14 protein-coding genes are annotated in these 15,626 nt (G+C 73.3%); 5 read left to right on the top strand and 9 right to left on the bottom strand.

The features are described from left to right. Positions 1 to 10: 10 nt before the first annotated feature. Positions 11 to 1,036 (top strand): LacI family DNA-binding transcriptional regulator, encoded by a 1,026-nt coding sequence (locus tag H0S66_RS08810; protein ID WP_179615063.1) that lies wholly within the window; start codon positions 11 to 13, stop codon positions 1,034 to 1,036. Between the two features lie 182 nt (positions 1,037 to 1,218). Here the strand turns inward: H0S66_RS08810 and H0S66_RS08805 are convergent, their stop codons facing one another. Beyond that, positions 1,219 to 1,650 carry a nucleoside deaminase gene (locus tag H0S66_RS08805; protein ID WP_179615062.1) on the bottom strand — a complete coding sequence of 144 codons (432 nt, stop codon included), beginning with the start codon at positions 1,648 to 1,650 and terminating at the stop codon, positions 1,219 to 1,221. 38 nt (positions 1,651 to 1,688) lie between these two features. Beyond that, positions 1,689 to 2,174 carry a tRNA adenosine deaminase-associated protein gene (locus tag H0S66_RS08800; protein WP_179615061.1) on the bottom strand — a complete coding sequence of 162 codons (486 nt, stop codon included), beginning with the start codon at positions 2,172 to 2,174 and terminating at the stop codon, positions 1,689 to 1,691. 140 nt (positions 2,175 to 2,314) lie between these two features. Here H0S66_RS08800 and upp point away from each other — a divergent pair, with 140 nt between their 5' ends. Beyond that, positions 2,315 to 2,956, top strand: coding sequence for a uracil phosphoribosyltransferase (gene upp / locus H0S66_RS08795; protein ID WP_179615060.1), 642 nt, complete (start codon positions 2,315 to 2,317; stop codon positions 2,954 to 2,956). 90 nt (positions 2,957 to 3,046) lie between these two features. On the opposite strand, the gene H0S66_RS08790 is transcribed toward upp, so the two are convergent. From H0S66_RS08790 to H0S66_RS08760, 7 genes are all read right to left on the bottom strand, one after another. Further along, positions 3,047 to 3,478, bottom strand: a complete 432-nt coding sequence (locus H0S66_RS08790) for an organic hydroperoxide resistance protein (RefSeq protein WP_179615059.1) — start codon at positions 3,476 to 3,478, stop codon at positions 3,047 to 3,049. Positions 3,479 to 3,540: 62 nt separating this feature from the next. Continuing rightward, positions 3,541 to 4,911: an NAD(P)(+) transhydrogenase (Re/Si-specific) subunit beta gene (locus H0S66_RS08785; RefSeq protein WP_179615058.1), complete on the bottom strand. Its 1,371-nt coding sequence runs from the start codon at positions 4,909 to 4,911 to the stop codon at positions 3,541 to 3,543. Next, entirely contained in the window at positions 4,911 to 5,225 is a 315-nt protein-coding gene (locus tag H0S66_RS08780; protein WP_179615057.1) for an NAD(P) transhydrogenase subunit alpha part 2, read from the bottom strand. The genes H0S66_RS08785 and H0S66_RS08780 overlap by 1 nt, the downstream gene beginning before the upstream one ends. Beyond that, positions 5,222 to 6,361 carry an NAD(P) transhydrogenase subunit alpha gene (locus tag H0S66_RS08775; protein ID WP_179615056.1) on the bottom strand — a complete coding sequence of 380 codons (1,140 nt, stop codon included), beginning with the start codon at positions 6,359 to 6,361 and terminating at the stop codon, positions 5,222 to 5,224. Before H0S66_RS08775 ends, H0S66_RS08780 begins: the two co-directional genes overlap by 4 nt. Before the next feature lie 37 nt (positions 6,362 to 6,398). Further along, positions 6,399 to 6,965 carry an RNA 2',3'-cyclic phosphodiesterase gene (gene thpR, locus H0S66_RS08770; RefSeq protein WP_180923870.1) on the bottom strand — a complete coding sequence of 189 codons (567 nt, stop codon included), beginning with the start codon at positions 6,963 to 6,965 and terminating at the stop codon, positions 6,399 to 6,401. A 165-nt stretch (positions 6,966 to 7,130) separates the two neighbouring features. Continuing rightward, positions 7,131 to 7,871, bottom strand: coding sequence for a VIT1/CCC1 transporter family protein (locus tag H0S66_RS08765; protein ID WP_179615054.1), 741 nt, complete (start codon positions 7,869 to 7,871; stop codon positions 7,131 to 7,133). Positions 7,872 to 7,937: 66 nt separating this feature from the next. After that, the gene (locus H0S66_RS08760) at positions 7,938 to 9,083 is read right to left on the bottom strand and encodes an acyl-CoA dehydrogenase family protein (RefSeq protein ID WP_179615053.1); all 1,146 of its coding nucleotides are present in this window, start codon (positions 9,081 to 9,083) and stop codon (positions 7,938 to 7,940) included. A gap of 143 nt (positions 9,084 to 9,226) precedes the next feature. On the opposite strand from H0S66_RS08760, the gene glgX reads away from it, so the two are divergent. Genes glgX through treZ form a run of 3 tightly spaced genes read left to right on the top strand, consistent with a single transcriptional unit; the run spans position 9,227 to position 15,622 of the window. Beyond that, on the top strand, positions 9,227 to 11,464 hold the full coding sequence (gene glgX, locus H0S66_RS08755; protein ID WP_179615052.1) for a glycogen debranching protein GlgX: 2,238 nt from the start codon (positions 9,227 to 9,229) through the stop codon (positions 11,462 to 11,464). Position 11,465: 1 nt separating this feature from the next. Further along, entirely contained in the window at positions 11,466 to 13,847 is a 2,382-nt protein-coding gene (treY, locus tag H0S66_RS08750; RefSeq protein WP_179615051.1) for a malto-oligosyltrehalose synthase, read from the top strand. After that, complete coding sequence (gene treZ, locus H0S66_RS08745; RefSeq protein ID WP_179615050.1) at positions 13,847 to 15,622, top strand: malto-oligosyltrehalose trehalohydrolase; 1,776 nt, start codon at positions 13,847 to 13,849, stop codon at positions 15,620 to 15,622. The genes treY and treZ overlap by 1 nt, the downstream gene beginning before the upstream one ends. Positions 15,623 to 15,626: the final 4 nt, after the last annotated feature.

The following is a 15,626-nucleotide window of genomic DNA, read 5'->3' as shown; positions in this document are numbered from 1 at the left end:
AGGAGCACCGGTGCCGTTCGACCCCAGTCGCAGCGCGTCCGTCAAGGACGTGGCGGCAGCTGCCGGCGTCTCGCTCGGCACCGTCTCCAACGTGCTGAACCGACCCGACCGTGTCAGTCCGGCGACCCGCGCTCGGGTGCAGCAGGCGATGAGCGAGCTGGGTTTCGTCCGCAACGAGTCGGCGCGCCAGCTGCGGGCCGGCACCAGCCGCACCCTCGCCTACGTGATGCTCGACGCGGGCAACCCCTTCTTCACCGACGTGGCGCAGGGCATCGAGGACGCTGCCGAGGGCGCCGACCTCACGGTGGTGCTGTGCAACAGCGCCAACCGCGCCGACCGCGAGCGCGCCCACCTCGCCCTGCTGGAGCAGCAGCGGGTCCAGGGCGTGCTGGTCACGCCGGTCGACCCCGATTCCCCTGAGTTGGACGAGCTGGCTCGGCGGGGCACGCCGTTGGTCATCGTCGACCGACGACGCACCGACGACTCGTTCTGCTCCGTGGCCGTGGACGACGTGCTCGGCGGCCGCCTGGCTGTCGAGCACCTCCTGGACCGGGGCCACACCCGGGTCGCGGTCGTCGGCGGGCCCGACAACCTGGGACAGGTGCGCGACCGGCTCAAGGGCGCCCGGGAGGCCTGGGCGGAGGCAGGGCGGCCGGCCGACACGCTGCTGCACCTGCCCACGCCGGCGCTCGACGTGGCCGCGGGACGCGAGGCGGGCGATCGGCTGGCCGGGCTCTCCTCGGCCCGCCGGCCGACCGCCGCGTTCTGCCTCAACGACCTCGTCGCGCTCGGCCTGCTGCAGCAGGCGATCGGCTCGGGCACCAGGGTCCCCGAGCAGCTGGCGATCGTCGGGTACGACGACATCGACTTCGCCGCCGCCGCCGCGGTGCCCCTCACCTCGGTGCGCCAACCCCGGCAGGAGCTCGGCGCCCGGGCCGCTGCCCTGGTGCTCGACGAGGCCACGGGCACGGGACACACCCACCAGCAGGTGCTCTTCACACCCGAGCTGATCGCTCGCCAGTCGACGCGGAGCTGACGCCTCCGGCTACGTCCAGCCGACCGGCGAGGTCGTGGCTCGGGTCGTGGCTCGGGTCGTGTGCCTGAGGCCGCGCTCTGGCGCGCCTCCAGACCACGACCCAGACCACGACCGAACCCACGACCCGGGCCACGACCGGCCGGGACAGGAAGCGAGCGCGCTCACGGCCCCGGGTTGACCGCTCACCGGTGCGCGGCGAAGAACTCCTGCAGCAGAGCCGCCGACTCCTCGGCCAGCACCCCGGCGAGGACCTCGGGCCGGTGGTTGAGGCGGCGGTCGCGCACGACGTCCCAGAGGCTGCCCACGGCCCCGGCCTTGTCGTCGTACGCCGCGAAGACGACGCGCTCGACCCGGCTCAGCACCGCGGCACCGGCGCACATCGTGCACGGCTCGAGGGTGACCACGAGGGTGCAGCCCTCGAGGCGCCACTCCCCCCGGGCCCGGGCCGCTGCGCGCAGCGCGACCACCTCGGCGTGCCCGGTGGGGTCGGCCTCGGCCTCGCGCACGTTGCGGCCGCGGCCCAGCACCGCTCCGGCGGCGTCGACGACCACGGCGCCGATCGGCACGTCACCGGTGGCGCGGGCGGCGCGGGCCTCGTCGAGGGCGGCCCGCATCGCTGGTTCCCACGGGCCGGTGGGGTGGAGCGAGGCGCTCACGCCGAGGTCAGGCCGACCACGTCGTCGAAGAGCTCGCCGAAGCCGACCATCCGCGCGACCTCCGAGAGCAGCTCGTCGGGGTAGAGCTCCTCGTCGTCGATGAGCTCGGCCATCGTGGCCGCGCTGACGCCGAGGTCGGCCAGCAGCCCCACCTCGCCGGCGGGCTCGGGCTCGTCGTCGTCCTCGGGGTCGGGCAGGTGCAGGTGCTCCAGCACCGAGGCCGCCAGCTCCCACTCCTCGGCCGCCGTGACGTCGGAGAGCAGCAGCCGGGTGGAGCCGCCCGAGACGCGCACGAGCACGAAGAAGTCCTCGTCGATCGCGACCAGGCCCAGCGTGCCGGCGTCGCCGGGGAAGCGGCGCAGCGCGCTGGCCAGCACGTCGACGTCCCCGAGGTGGTCGTGGGTCAGCTCGGCCACGACCCACTCGCCCTCGGTGCGGTAGGCCGCCAGGGCGAAGTCGACCTCGTCGAGCTGCTCGGCCATGGGGGCACCCTCCGGTGGACGGACGAACCACGCTGCCGCACGGGTGTGCGGCACCTCCTACAGTGACAGACGCCCACGCCCGGCGACCAGCCCCTTTCCCGCGCTCCACCCCTCCGGGCCCGGCCACTAGGGTGGTCGCCATGCGCACCCACGTCGTGGACCACCCCCTCGTCACCCACAAGCTCACCACGCTGCGGGACCAGAGCACCGACTCCCCGACCTTCCGGGCGCTGACCGACGAGCTGGTGACCCTGCTGGCCTACGAGGCGACCCGCGACGTGCGGGTCTCCACCGTCGAGATCCAGACCCCCGTCTCCCCCGCCACCGGCGTCCGGCTCGACTCGCCCAAGCCGCTGGTGGTGCCGATCCTGCGCGCCGGGTTGGGCATGCTCGACGGGATGATGCGCCTGCTGCCGACCGCGGAGGTCGGCTTCCTGGGCATGGTGCGCAACGAGGAGACGCTCGAGGCGTCGACGTACGCCGAGCGGCTGCCCGACGACCTGTCGGGGCGCCAGTGCTACGTGCTCGACCCGATGCTGGCCACCGGCGGCACCCTGGCCGCGGCGATCCGCTTCCTCACCGACCGCGGCGCCGACCACATCACCGCGATCTGCCTGCTGGCCGCCCCCGAGGGCTGCGAGCGGCTGGCCGCCGACCTCGAGGGCCTCGACGTCCCGGTCACGGTCGTCACCGCCGCGATGGACGAGCGGCTCAACGACAAGGGCTACATCGTGCCCGGTCTCGGCGATGCCGGCGACCGGTTGTACGGCGTGGCCCACTGAGCTGCACCGAGCGACCGGGACGTCATACGGGCGGGACGTCCGTCCCTGCTCGACGTACGACGTCCCGGCGCTGCGGCGCCGGGGCCGGGCTCAGGCCCCCTTGCCGGTGACGGTCACCGGCACGTTGCCGCGGGTCGCCTTGGAGTAGGGGCACACCTGGTGCGCGGCCTCGACCAGCTCCTGGGCCTTGGCGTCGTCGACCCCCGGGATCGTGGCGGTGATGTCGGCGGTGATGGCGAACGAGTCGCCCTCCGGCCCGAAGCCCACCGCGATCTCGAGCACCGAGTCACGCGCGTCGACGCCGTGCTGCTTGGCGACCATGGCCAGCGCCCCCTGGAAGCAGGCGCCGTAGCCGACCGCGAACAGCTGCTCGGGGTTGGTGCCGGTGCCCGGCCCGCCGGTCTCCCTCGGGGCGGTCAGGGTCAGGTCGAGGACGCCGTCGTCGGACTTGGCGTGGCCCTCGCGGCCGCCGTGGACGGTGGCGCGGGCGGTGTAGACGATCTTCTCCGGTGTGTTGGTCATGCCGACCAGCCAACCCGGCGCCCCGACGACCTGTCTCACCCCCAGGGTGGGCCCGCGGGGGCTCAGACCGCCTTGAGCGCCGCCAGCAGCTTGGCGAGCGACTCCTTGGCGTCGCCGAAGAGCAGGGTGGTGGTGGGCTCGAAGAGCAGCTCGTTCTCGATGCCGGCGAAGCCGGGGCGCATCGAGCGCTTGAGGAAGACCACCTGCTTGGCCTGGTCGACGTCGAGGATCGGCATCCCGTAGATCGGCGCCGAGGGCGTGGTGCGCGCCGCCGGGTTGACCACGTCGTTGGCGCCGACGACCAGCACGACGTCGGTCTGGCGGAACTCGCCGTTGATGTCGTCCATCTCGGCGAGCTGGTCGTAGGGCACCTGCGCCTCGGCGAGCAGCACGTTCATGTGGCCGGGCATCCGCCCGGCGACCGGGTGGATGGCGTAGTCGACCTTCGCGCCGCGCGCCAGCAGCACCTCGACCAGCTCGCGCAGCGTGTGCTGGGCCTGGGCCACCGCCAGGCCGTAGCCGGGCACGACGATGACCCGGTCGGCGTACGCCAGCAGGATCGCGACGTCCTCGGGCCCGGCCGAGCGGACCGGCCGGTCGGAGGCCACGCCCGCCCCGAGGGTGGAGCCGCCGCGCAGCGCGCCGAACAGGATGTTGGCCACCGAGCGGCCCATCGCACCGGCCATCAGCAGCGTCAGGAAGGTGCCGGCCGCGCCGACCAGGGTGCCGGCGACCAGCAGCACGACGTTGCCGAGCACGTAGCCGCCCGCGGCGACGGTCAGGCCGGTGAAGGCGTTGAGCAGCGAGATCACGATCGGCACGTCGGCCCCGCCGACGGGCAGCACCAGCAGGACGCCCAGGGCCAGGCCCACGAGACCGAGCACGACGCCCACGGCGAGCGAGGCGTCGAGCACCACCAGCACCGAGAGCCCGACGCCGGCCACCAGGGCGCCGCCGAAGGCCACCGGCAGCCCGGGGAAGACCACCGGGCGCGAGGTCATCAGCTCCTGGAGCTTGGCGAAGGTGACCGCCGAGCCGGCGAAGGAGACCGAGCCGACGACGACGGTGAACGCCGTGGCGGCCAGGTCGAAGGCGGGGGTGCGCGCCCCCATGTGCTGCAGCTCCAGCAGCGCCACCAGCGCGGCGGCGCCACCACCGACGCCGTTGAAGAGCGCCACCATCTGCGGCATCTGGGTCATCTGGACCTTGCGCGCCCCCACGACGCCGACCAGCGAGCCGACCGCGATCGCGGCCAGCATCAGCGGCACGTGGTCGAGCTCGAGGTAGGCGAAGGGCACCACCACGGCCACGACCGCGGCAGCGGCGCCGACGAGGTTGCCCAGCCGCGCGGTGCGTGGGCCCGAGAGCCCCTTCAGCGCCAGGATGAAGCAGACCGCGCAGCCCAGGTAGACCAGCTGGACCCAGGTCGGCATCAGCGCTCCGTCCGCTCGGAGGACGCGGCCCGCGGCTTGCGGCGCGAGAACATCTGCAGCATCCGGTCGGTGACCACGAAACCGCCGACCATGTTGATGGCGGCCAGCACGATCGCGACCAGCCCCACGACCAGGGCGACGGTCGAGTCGGTGCTGCCCGTGACGATGACGGCGCCGAGCAGGATGATCCCGTGGATCGCGTTGGCGCCCGACATCAGCGGTGTGTGCAGCGTCGAGGACACCTTCGAGATGACCTCGATGCCCACGAAGACGCTGAGCACGAAGATGGTCAGCCAGACCACGCCCTCGCTCATGCGCCACCCCCTTCCGCCGGGCCCTCGAGGAGCACCCGGGTCGGCTCGTGCCGGATGACGCCGGCGTGGGTCACGCAGGCCCCGGCCAGGATCTCGTCGTCGAGGTCGAGGACCAGCTCGCCCTCGGGCGCCAGCAGCGCGACCAGGTTGACCACGTTCTGGGCGTAGAGCCGCGAGGCCGGCCCCGGCATCTGCGCCGGCACGTTGCGACCGCCCCAGACCTGCGCCTGGCCGATGCGCACCACCTCACCGGCCACGACGCCCTCGACGTTGCCGCCGGAGTCGGCGGCCAGGTCGACGACGACCGACCCGGGGCGCATCTGCTCGACCATCGCCCGGGTCACCAGCACCGGCGCGGTGCGGCCCGGCACCGCCGCGGTGGTGATCAGCCCGTCGGCGTTGGCGACGTACGGCGCCAGGAGCTCGCGCTGGAGCCGGGCCCGCTCCTCGCCCATCTCGCGGGCGTAGCCGCCGGCGCCCTCGAGGGTCGGCAGGTCGAGCTCGATGGCCTGGGCGCCCATCGAGCGGATCTCCTCGGCGGCGGCCGCGCGCACGTCGTAGGCCTTGACGACGGCGCCGAGGCGCTTGGCGGTCGCGATCGCCTGCAGCCCGGCGACCCCGGCGCCGAGGACGACGACCTCGGCGGGCGGCACGGTGCCCGCGGCGGTCATGTTGAGGGGGAAGAAGCGGCGCAGCAGCCCGGCGCAGACGACCGCGCAGCGGTAGCCGGCCACCAGCGACTGCGACGACAGCGCGTCCATCGACTGCGCGCGCGAGATGCGCGGCACCAGCTCCATGGCCAGGCTGGTGATGCCGAGGTCGCGCAGGTCGCGCACCAGGTCGGTCTCGAGCGCGGTCGGCAGGAACGAGACCGTCACCGCGTGCTCCGGCAGCCGCCGGGCGGCCTCCCGGTCCAGCGGCTGCACCGAGAGCACCAGCTCGGCGTCGGCGAGCGGGTCGTCGACGACGCTCGCGCCCGCCTCGGCGTACGCCGCGTCGTCGGCGAGGGCGCCCAGCCCGGCGCCGGTCTCGACGGCGACCGTGTGGCCCACGGCGGTGAGCTTGGCGACCAGCTCGGGCACCAGCGCGACCCGGGCCTCGGCCTCGCGGGTCTCGCGCACGACTGCGACTCTCACCCTGGTCAACCTAGGGGAGATCGCCGACGCCCGCGCGTCACGCGCCGGGGCCGACCCCGATGTGTTCGAGCAGCTCGTGGCGGGGGCGGCGCCGCGGCCCCTCGCCGAGGTGGGAGGCGACCAGGGCCACGGTCTCGGCGCGCCACTCCGGTCCGCGGTAGCCGTCGAGCAGCCGCACCCAGTCCTCGACGTGGGCCGGGCGCCCCAGGCGGGCGAGCGTCACGTGCGGGCGGAACCGCTGCCCGTCGACCCGGCGCCGCTGACCGCCACCCGCGGTGCGGCAGCCCTCGGCCAACCGGTCGAGCTCGCCGGCCGGCTCGACCTCGAGCCCGGCCCAGAGCACCCGCGCGGCGGCGGGGTCGGGGAAGGCGCCCCCACCCGCGACCCGGGCGGCGAGCGGCGTACGACGAGCGGCCGCGGTGCGCAGCCGCTCGACCAGCTCGTCGAGGCGCCACTCCTCGACGTCGCCGTAGAAGGCCAGCGTCACGTGCAGGTGCTCGGCCGCGCTCCAGCGGAACCCGGCGGCGCTGCGGCGCACCTCCAGGAACGCGTCGAGGTGCTCCACCGCCTCCGGCGGCGGCACCAGCGCAGCGAACAGTCGCACCCCACCACCCCACCACGACCCGGCCCGAATATCTCGCCCACCCGGCGCATATCTCCCATCGAGCCGGCCCGTCCTGGCGTCAACGAGATCCGCGCCGGGTCAGCGCGAAGTTTGCGCCGGGTCGGCGCGAGATTCGCGCCGGGTCGGCGCGAAGTTTGCGCCGGGTCAGCCGACCTGGGTGCCGAGCAGGGTGCCGATGAGGAAGGTGACGGCCATGGCGAAGAGACCGCCGCCGACGTTGCGCAGCACGGCGCGGCCGGGGGGTCCGTAGCCGAGCTTGGCGCTGGCGTAGCCGGTGAGGGCCAGGGCCAGGGCGACCGCGCCCATGGTGACCCCGACCCGGAGGTCGGCGACCACGAAGAGGATCGTGAGCAGCGGGAGCAGGGCGCCGAGGGTGAAGGAGAGCATCGAGGCCCAGGCGGCGTGCCAGGGGCTGGTCAGGTCGTCGGGGTCGATGCCGAGCTCGGCCTCGGCGTGCGCCCCGAGGGCGTCGTGCTCGGTGAGCTGGCGGGCCACCTGCAGGGCGAGGTCCTCGTCGAGGCCCTTGCCGACGTAGATCGCGGCCAGCTCGGCCAGCTCCTCCTCGGGCTCCTCCTCGAGCTCGCGGCGCTCCTTGTCGAGCAGCGCGCGCTCGGAGTCGCTCTGGGTGCTCACCGAGACGTACTCGCCGGCACCCATGCTCAGCGCCCCCGCGACGACCGCGGCGACGCCGGCGATGAGGATCGCGTTGCGGTCGGTGGTCGCGCCGGCCACGCCGACCACCACGCCGGCCGTCGACACGATGCCGTCGTTGGCGCCGAGCACGGCGGCGCGCAGCCAGTTGAGCCTCGAGTTGATGCCCTCGCCGTGCGGCTCGTCGTCGTGCGGGCCGACGTCGATCGGGGCGCGCTCGAGGTCGGAGGTCATGGGCCCATCATCGACGGGCCCACGACCCCCTCGCAACGAAGGTGAGGCTGCGCTGCGCGGCCTGGGTCACAGCCCCAGGTCGCGGCCGATGAGCTCCTTCATGATCTCGTTGGAGCCCGCCCAGATCTTCGAGACGCGGGCGTCGCGCCAGGCGCGGGCCACGCGGTACTCGTTCATGAAGCCGTAGCCGCCGTGCAGCTGCACGCAGTGGTCGAGCACGTCGTTCTGCACCTGGCTGGTCCACCACTTGGCCTTCGCCGCGTCGACGGGGGTCAGCTCGCCCTTGTCGTGGGCCACCACGCACTGGTCGACGTACGCCTCGGCGACCTCGATGGCCGTGAACTGCTCAGCCAGCAGGAACTTGTTGTGCTGGAACTGCCCGATGGACTGGCCGAAGGCCTTGCGGTCCTTGGTGTACTGCAGCGTCTCGACGAGGATCTGCTTGGCGTGCGCGACGTTGGAGATGGCGCAGCCCAGGCGCTCCTGCGGGAGCTTCTGCATCATCGCGATGAAGCCGCCGCCGAGCTCGCCGAGCACGTGGTCGTCGCCGAGGCGGACGTTCTCGAAGAACAGCTCGGCGGTGTCGGACTCGTCCTGGCCGACCTTGTCGAGCTTGCGGCCGCGGCTGAAGCCGGGCGCGTCGGAGGGGATCGCGAAGAGGGTGATGCCGCGCGCGCCCTTCTCGGGGTCGGTGCGCACGGCGGTGATCACCAGGTCGGCGGAGTAGCCGTTGGTGATGAAGGTCTTCGAGCCGTTGATGACCCACTGGTCGCCGTCGCGCACGGCGGTGGTCTTCAGCGCGGCCAGGTCGGAGCCGCCGGAGGGCTCGGTCATGCCGATGGCCAGCAGGATCTCGCCGGCCGCCACGCCGGGCAGCCAGCGCTGCTTCTGCTCCTCGGTGCCGAGCTCGACGATGTACGGCGCCGTGATGTCGGCGTGGATGCCCCAGCACGAGCCCAGCGCGGCGTTGACCTTGTTGAGCTCCTCGGCCGCCACCGCGTTGAAGCGGTAGTCCTCGGCGCCGGCGCCGCCGTACTCCTCGGGGATCTCCAGGCCCAGGAAGCCCTGCTTGCCGGCCTCGAGCCAGAACTCGCGCGGCAGGGCCTTGTCGGCCGCGTGCTGCTCGACGTCCGGGATGACCGAACGCTCCAGGAACTCGCGCACTGATGCGCGGAAGGCCTCGTGGTCCTCGTCGTAGATGCTCCGCTTCATGCCGCACATGCTACCGACGGGTAGGGCGTGTGGCACAGGGGTGATCGGGGAAGGCCCCCTTCCGGGTGGACAGCCGCGGCCGCCGGTCGTGCTTTGATCGATCCAACCCGCCCCACCACGCAACTCGAGGGAGCACCACCCGCATGGAGACCTGGCCCGGCACCGCCTACCCGCTCGGCGCGACGTTCGACGGGAGCGGCACCAACTTCGCGCTCTTCAGCGAGGTGGCCGACAGCGTCGTGCTCTGCCTCTTCGACGAGGACCCCGAGGCCCCCGACGGCCCCCTGCTCGAGACCTGCGTGGAGCTGCAGGAGGTCGACGCCCACGTCTGGCACTGCTACCTGCCGACCGTCCAGCCGGGCCAGCGCTACGGCTACCGCGTGCACGGGCCGTGGGACCCCGACCAGGGCCTGCGCTGCAACCCCAACAAGCTGCTGCTCGACCCCTACGCCAAGGCCACGTGGCGCGAGATCGACTGGGACCCCAGCCTCTTCGCCTACACCTTCGGCGAGGAGGACTCGCGCAACGACGACGACTCCGCGGCCCACATGACCCTCGGCGTGGTCATCAACCCGTTCTTCGACTGGGAGGGCGACCGCCGCCCGCGCGTCGACTACAACGACACGGTCGTCTACGAGGCCCACGTCAAGGGCCTGACCCAGCTGCACCCCGACGTGCCCGAGGAGCTGCGCGGCACGTACGCCGGCGTCGCGCACCCGGCCGTCGTGGAGCACCTCAAGAAGCTCGGGGTGACGGCCGTCGAGCTGATGCCGGTGCACCAGTTCATCCAGGACAACACGCTGCTCGAGAAGGGCCTGCGCAACTACTGGGGCTACAACACCCTGGGCTTCTTCGCCCCGCACGCCGACTACTCGGCCTCCGCGCACGCCGGGGTCGGTCGCGGCCAGCAGGTCCAGGAGTTCAAGGCGATGGTCAAGGAGCTGCACGCGGCGGGCATCGAGGTGATCCTCGACGTGGTCTACAACCACACCGCCGAGGGCAACCACCTGGGCCCGACCCTGAGCATGAAGGGCATCGACAACCAGGCCTACTACCGCCTCGTCGAGGACGACCCGCGCTACTACATGGACTACACCGGCACCGGGAACACGCTCAACGTGCGCCACCCGCACTCGCTGCAGCTGATCATGGACTCGCTGCGCTACTGGGTCACCGAGATGCACGTCGACGGCTTCCGCTTCGACCTGGCCTCGGCGCTGGCGCGCGAGTTCTACGAGGTCGACCGGCTCGCGACGTTCTTCGAGCTCGTGCAGCAGGACCCGGTGGTCAGCCAGGTCAAGCTCATCGCCGAGCCCTGGGACGTCGGGCCCGGCGGCTACCAGGTCGGCGGCTTCCCGCCGCAGTGGACCGAGTGGAACGGCGCCTACCGCGACACGGTGCGCGACTTCTGGCGCGGCGAGCCCTCGCTCGGCGAGTTCGCCAGCCGGCTCTCCGGCTCCTCCGACCTCTACGAGCACTCCGGGCGCCGCCCGTTCGCCAGCATCAACTTCGTCACCGCCCACGACGGGTTCACCCTGCGCGACCTGGTCTCCTACAACGAGAAGCACAACGAGGCCAACGGCGAGGACAACAACGACGGCGAGAGCCACAACCGCTCGTGGAACCACGGCGCGGAGGGCCCCACCGACGACCCCGCCGTGCTCGAGCTGCGCGCCCGCGCCCAGCGCAACTTCATCACCACGCTGCTGCTGAGCCAGGGCGTGCCGATGCTGCTGCACGGCGACGAGGCCGGGCGCACCCAGGACGGCAACAACAACACCTACGCCCAGGACTCCGAGATCGCCTGGATGCACTGGGACCGCCTCGACACCCCGCTGGTGGAGTTCACCGCCGCGGTCTCGCGGCTGCGCGCCGAGCACCCGACGTTCCGCCGCAAGCGGTTCTTCACCGGCCACACCGTGCGCACCGGCCCCGAGGGCGCCGAGCGCCTCAACGACATCGTGTGGCTGCACCCCGAGGGCCGCCCGATGGAGGACGAGGACTGGGAGGGCGACGACCGGGTGCTGGGCATGTACCTCAACGGCCACGGCATCGCCGGGCGCGACCCGCGCGGGCAGGTCATCGAGGACGACCACTTCCTGCTCTACTTCAACGCAGCCGACTTCGACGTCGAGGTGACCCTGCCGCCCGAGGAGTACGCCGCGCGCTGGCAGGTCGCCATCAACACCGCGGGCAACGGCGACCGGCCCGAGCCGATCGAGCCGGCCAGCACCCTGACGATGGCCTCGCGCAGCGTGCTGGTGCTGCAGGAGCACTCCGAGCCCGAGACCGACGTGGACCACTCGGTGGCCGCCTCGATCGCGGCCCACTCCACCACCCGGTCGCAGACCGCGACCGGCGCGGCCCCCGAGGACGCCTGACGTGGGCGGCTCCGGGCCCACGCGTCGACCGGTCTCGACGTACCGCTTCCAGGTCAGCGCCGACCTCGACCTGCACGAGGTCGCGCGCCGGCTGGAGTACGTGCACGGGCTGGGCGTCGACTGGGTCTACCTCTCCCCGCTGCTGGCCGCCGAGCCCGGCAGCAGCCACGGGTACGACGTCGTGGCCCACGACCACCTCGACGAGTCGCGGGGCGGGGCCGAGGGCCTGGCCGCCGTGAGCGCCGAGGCCCGGCGCCGGGGGCTGGGCGTGCTCGTCGACATCGTGCCCAACCACGTCGGGGTCGCGACACCGAGCGAGGACCCCTGGTGGTGGGAGGTGCTGCGCGACGGCCGCGACGCCGAGCACGCGGGTGCCTTCGACATCGACTGGGACACCGCCGACCAGCGGCTGCGGATCCCCGTCGTCGGCGACGACGACCTGCTGCCCGACGGGCAGGTCGACCACCTGCGCCTCGTCGAGGGCGGGCGCGGCCTCGAGCTGCACTACTGGGACCAGGCCTTCCCCGTGGCCGACGGCACCGCCTCGGGCGTCGACGACGACCCGCAGGCCGTGCACGCGCGCCAGCACTACGAGCTCGTCGACTGGCACCGCGCCGACGACGCGCTCAACTACCGCCGCTTCTTCGCCGTCAACACCCTCGCCGCGGTGCGGGTCGAGGAGCCCGAGGTCTTCGACGAGACCCACGTCGAGATCCGCCGCTGGTTCACCGAGGGGCTCGTCGACGGGCTGCGCGTGGACCACCCCGACGGCCTGCGCGACCCGAAGGGCTACCTCGAGGACCTCGCCGAGCTGACCGGGTCGGCGTACACGCTGGTGGAGAAGATCCTCGAGCCCGGCGAGGCGCTGCCGACGAGCTGGGCCACCGACGGCACCACCGGGTACGACGCCCTGGCCTGGGTCGACCGGGTGCTCACCGACCCGGCCGGGCAGGCGCCGCTCGACGCGCTCGAGGCACGGCTGCGGGGGCTGCCCGCGGGCGAGGTCGTCGACTACCCGGGGATGGTGCACGACCTCAAGCGCGAGGTGGCCGACGGGATCCTGCACAGCGAGGTGCGCCGCATCGTGCGCGACCTGCGCCGCGACGTGCCCGAGCGGGTGCCCTCGAGCACCGCCGACGCCGTCGCCGAGCTGATGGCCTGCTTCCCGGTCTACCGCTCCTACCTCCCCGAGGGCTCCGAGCACGTCGACGAGGCGTTCGCCGCGGCCCGCGAGCGCCGGCCCGACCTCGCGGCCACCCTCGACACCATCGAGCCGTGGCTGCGCGACCCCTCGCTCGACGCCTGCCGCCGCTTCCAGCAGACCAGCGGGATGGTGATGGCCAAGGGTGTCGAGGACTGCGCGTTCTACCGCTACTCGCGCCTGACCTCGCTCAACGAGGTCGGCGGCGACCCGCACGAGTTCTCGCTCGGGGTCGACGGGCTGCACGAGCACCTGGCGGCGCGCCAGCGCGACTGGCCGCACGCCATGACCACGCTCTCGACCCACGACACCAAGCGCGGCGAGGACGTGCGCGCCCGCATCACCGTGCTCGCCGAGGTGCCGCAGCGCTGGGAGGAGACCCTCGACCGGCTGCTCGCGCTGGCGCCGCTGCCCGACCCGGGCTTCGGGTCCCTGCTGTGGCAGGCCGTGCTCGGTGCCTGGGGCTCCGACCCCGACGACGTGCTGCGCGAGCGGCTGCACGGCTACGCGATGAAGGCGATGCGCGAGGCCGGCGACCGCACCACCTGGACCGAGCCCGACGAGACGTACGAGGCGGCCGTGCACGCCGCCGTTGACGCGGCCTTCGACGACCAGGAGGTCCGCGGCGACCTCGAGGGCCTGCTGGCCGAGGTCGTCGACGCGGGCTGGTCCAACGCGCTGGCCGCCAAGGCGCTGGCGATCACCATGCCGGGCGTGCCCGACGTCTACCAGGGCTCCGAGCTGTGGGAGCAGTCGCTGGTCGACCCCGACAACCGGCGCCCCGTCGACCTCGACCTGCGCGCCCGGCTGCTCGCCGAGATCGACGCGGGGCAGCGACCGCCCGCCCCGTCGGGCGTCGACGACCCCGGCACCGCCAAGCTCCACGTCACCGCCACCGCGCTGCGGCTGCGCCGCGACCGGGCCGAGCTGTTCACCGGCTACGCGCCGGTGGCCGCCTCCGGCGAGGCCGCCGACCACGTGGTCGCCTTCGACCGCGGCGGGGCCGTGAGCGTCGCGACCCGGCTCCCGCTGGGGCTCGCGGCCCGGGGCGGCTGGGGCGGCACCCGGCTCGCCCTGCCGCCCGGCACCTGGCGCGACGCCCTGACCGGCGAGGTCACCGACGGCGACCTCGCCACGCTGCTGGCGACCTACCCGGTCGCCCTGCTCGTCCAGGAGGACTGATGGTCTCGACAGCCCACGGCCGCGGCCGCTTCGACGTCTGGGCGCCGCGCCCCGAGCGGGTGCGGCTGCTGGTCGACGGCCGGACCGTGCCGATGCGGCACGGCGACGACGGCTGGTGGTCGCCCGGCGGGCCGGTCCCCGACGGCGAGGTCGACTACGGCTACCTGCTCGACGACGACCCCGACCCGCGGCCCGACCCGCGCTCGCGCCGCCAGCCCGCCGGGGTCCACGGGCTCTCGCGCACCTACGACCCGTCGGCCTTCGCCTGGACCGACCGGGCGTGGACCGGTCGCCAGCTGGCCGGGTCGGTGATCTACGAGATGCACGTGGGCACCTTCACCCCCGAGGGCACCCTCGACGCCGCCCTCGGACGCCTCGACCACCTCGTCGACCTGGGCGTCGACCTGGTCGAGGTGATGCCGGTCAACGCCTTCAACGGCACCCACAACTGGGGCTACGACGGCGTCGCCTGGTTCGCGGTCGCCGAGTCGTACGGCGGCCCCGAGGCCTACCAGCGCTTCGTGGACGGCTGCCACGCGGCCGGCCTTGGTGTCATCCAGGACGTGGTGCACAACCACCTCGGCCCCTCGGGCAACTACCTGCCGCTCTACGCGCCGTACCTCAAGGACGGCCGCAACACCTGGGGCGACCTGGTCAACCTCGACGGCGAGGGCTCGGCCGAGGTGCGCCGCTACATCCTCGACAACGTCGCGACGTGGCTGCGCGACTACCACGTCGACGGGCTGCGGCTCGACGCCGTGCATGCGCTCTCCGACGACTCCGAGGTGCACCTGCTCGAGGAGATGGCCGTCGAGGTCGCGGCCCTGTCGGCCCACCAGCGGCGTCCGCTGACGCTGGTCGCGGAGTCCGACCTCAACGACCCGGTGATGATCCGGCCCCGCGAGGCCGGTGGCCGCGGGCTCGACGCCCAGTGGAGCGACGACTACCACCACGCCGTGCACGTGGCGCTGAGCGGTGAGACGACCGGCTACTACGCCGACTTCGAGCCGCTCACCGCGCTGAAGAAGGTCGTGGAGCGCGGCTTCTTCCACGACGGCACCTTCAGCTCCTTCCGCGGCCGTGACCACGGGGTGCCGATCGACACCGACCACACCGCCACCTGGCGGCTCGTGGTGGCCAACCAGAACCACGACCAGGTCGGCAACCGGGCGGTCGGCGACCGGCTCAGCGACCCCTCGCCCGGCCACCTCGACGACGACCAGCTCGGCTGCGCGGCGATGCTGACGCTGCTGGGCCCGTTCACCCCGATGCTCTTCCAGGGCGAGGAGTGGGCGGCCTCGACACCGTTCCAGTTCTTCACCAGCCACCCCGAGCCCGAGCTCGGCACCGCCACGGCCGAGGGCCGGATCGCGGAGTTCGAGCAGATGGGCTGGGACCCCGAGGTCGTGCCCGACCCGCAGGACCCGGCCACCTTCGAGCGCTCCAAGCTCGACTGGAGCGAGCTCGAGCACGGTCGTCACGCCCGGCTGCTCGAGCTCTACCGCTCCCTGGGCCGGCTGCGCCGCACCTGGCCCGAGCTGACCGACCCGTCCTTCACGGCCACCACCTGCGACGTCGACGAGGCAGCCCGGCTCGTGGTGCTGCACCGCGGGCGGCTGCAGGTCGTGCTCAACCTCGGCGAGCGCCCGCTCGAGGTGCACACCGGGCCCGGCGAGGTGCTGGTCGCCACCGCCTCCGGCGCCGAGCTCGACGCGGACGGGCTGCTGGTGCTGCCCGGCCACGCCGGGGCCGTCGTCCACGTGTCGCCGGCTTAGCACC

The sequence above is a fragment of the Nocardioides marinisabuli genome (genome assembly GCF_013466785.1).
Taxonomy (GTDB): domain Bacteria; phylum Actinomycetota; class Actinomycetes; order Propionibacteriales; family Nocardioidaceae; genus Nocardioides; species Nocardioides marinisabuli.
This window is presented reverse-complemented; position numbering and strand designations above follow the sequence as displayed.

Bases quoted from the DNA above. Each gene is read 5' to 3' on its own strand.
- H0S66_RS08765 (WP_179615054.1), bottom strand. From the start codon at position 7,871: ATGACCTCCGACCTCGAGCGCGCCCCGATCGACGTCGGCCCGCACGAC.
- upp (WP_179615060.1), top strand. From the start codon at position 2,315: ATGCGCACCCACGTCGTGGACCACCCCCTCGTCACCCACAAGCTCACC.
- treZ (WP_179615050.1), top strand. From the start codon at position 13,847: ATGGTCTCGACAGCCCACGGCCGCGGCCGCTTCGACGTCTGGGCGCCG.
- H0S66_RS08760 (WP_179615053.1), bottom strand. From the start codon at position 9,083: ATGAAGCGGAGCATCTACGACGAGGACCACGAGGCCTTCCGCGCATCA.
- H0S66_RS08785 (WP_179615058.1), bottom strand. From the start codon at position 4,911: ATGCCGACCTGGGTCCAGCTGGTCTACCTGGGCTGCGCGGTCTGCTTC.
- H0S66_RS08790 (WP_179615059.1), bottom strand. From the start codon at position 3,478: ATGACCAACACACCGGAGAAGATCGTCTACACCGCCCGCGCCACCGTC.
- H0S66_RS08800 (WP_179615061.1), bottom strand. From the start codon at position 2,174: ATGGCCGAGCAGCTCGACGAGGTCGACTTCGCCCTGGCGGCCTACCGC.
- H0S66_RS08805 (WP_179615062.1), bottom strand. From the start codon at position 1,650: ATGCGGGCCGCCCTCGACGAGGCCCGCGCCGCCCGCGCCACCGGTGAC.
- glgX (WP_179615052.1), top strand. From the start codon at position 9,227: ATGGAGACCTGGCCCGGCACCGCCTACCCGCTCGGCGCGACGTTCGAC.
- H0S66_RS08780 (WP_179615057.1), bottom strand. From the start codon at position 5,225: ATGAGCGAGGGCGTGGTCTGGCTGACCATCTTCGTGCTCAGCGTCTTC.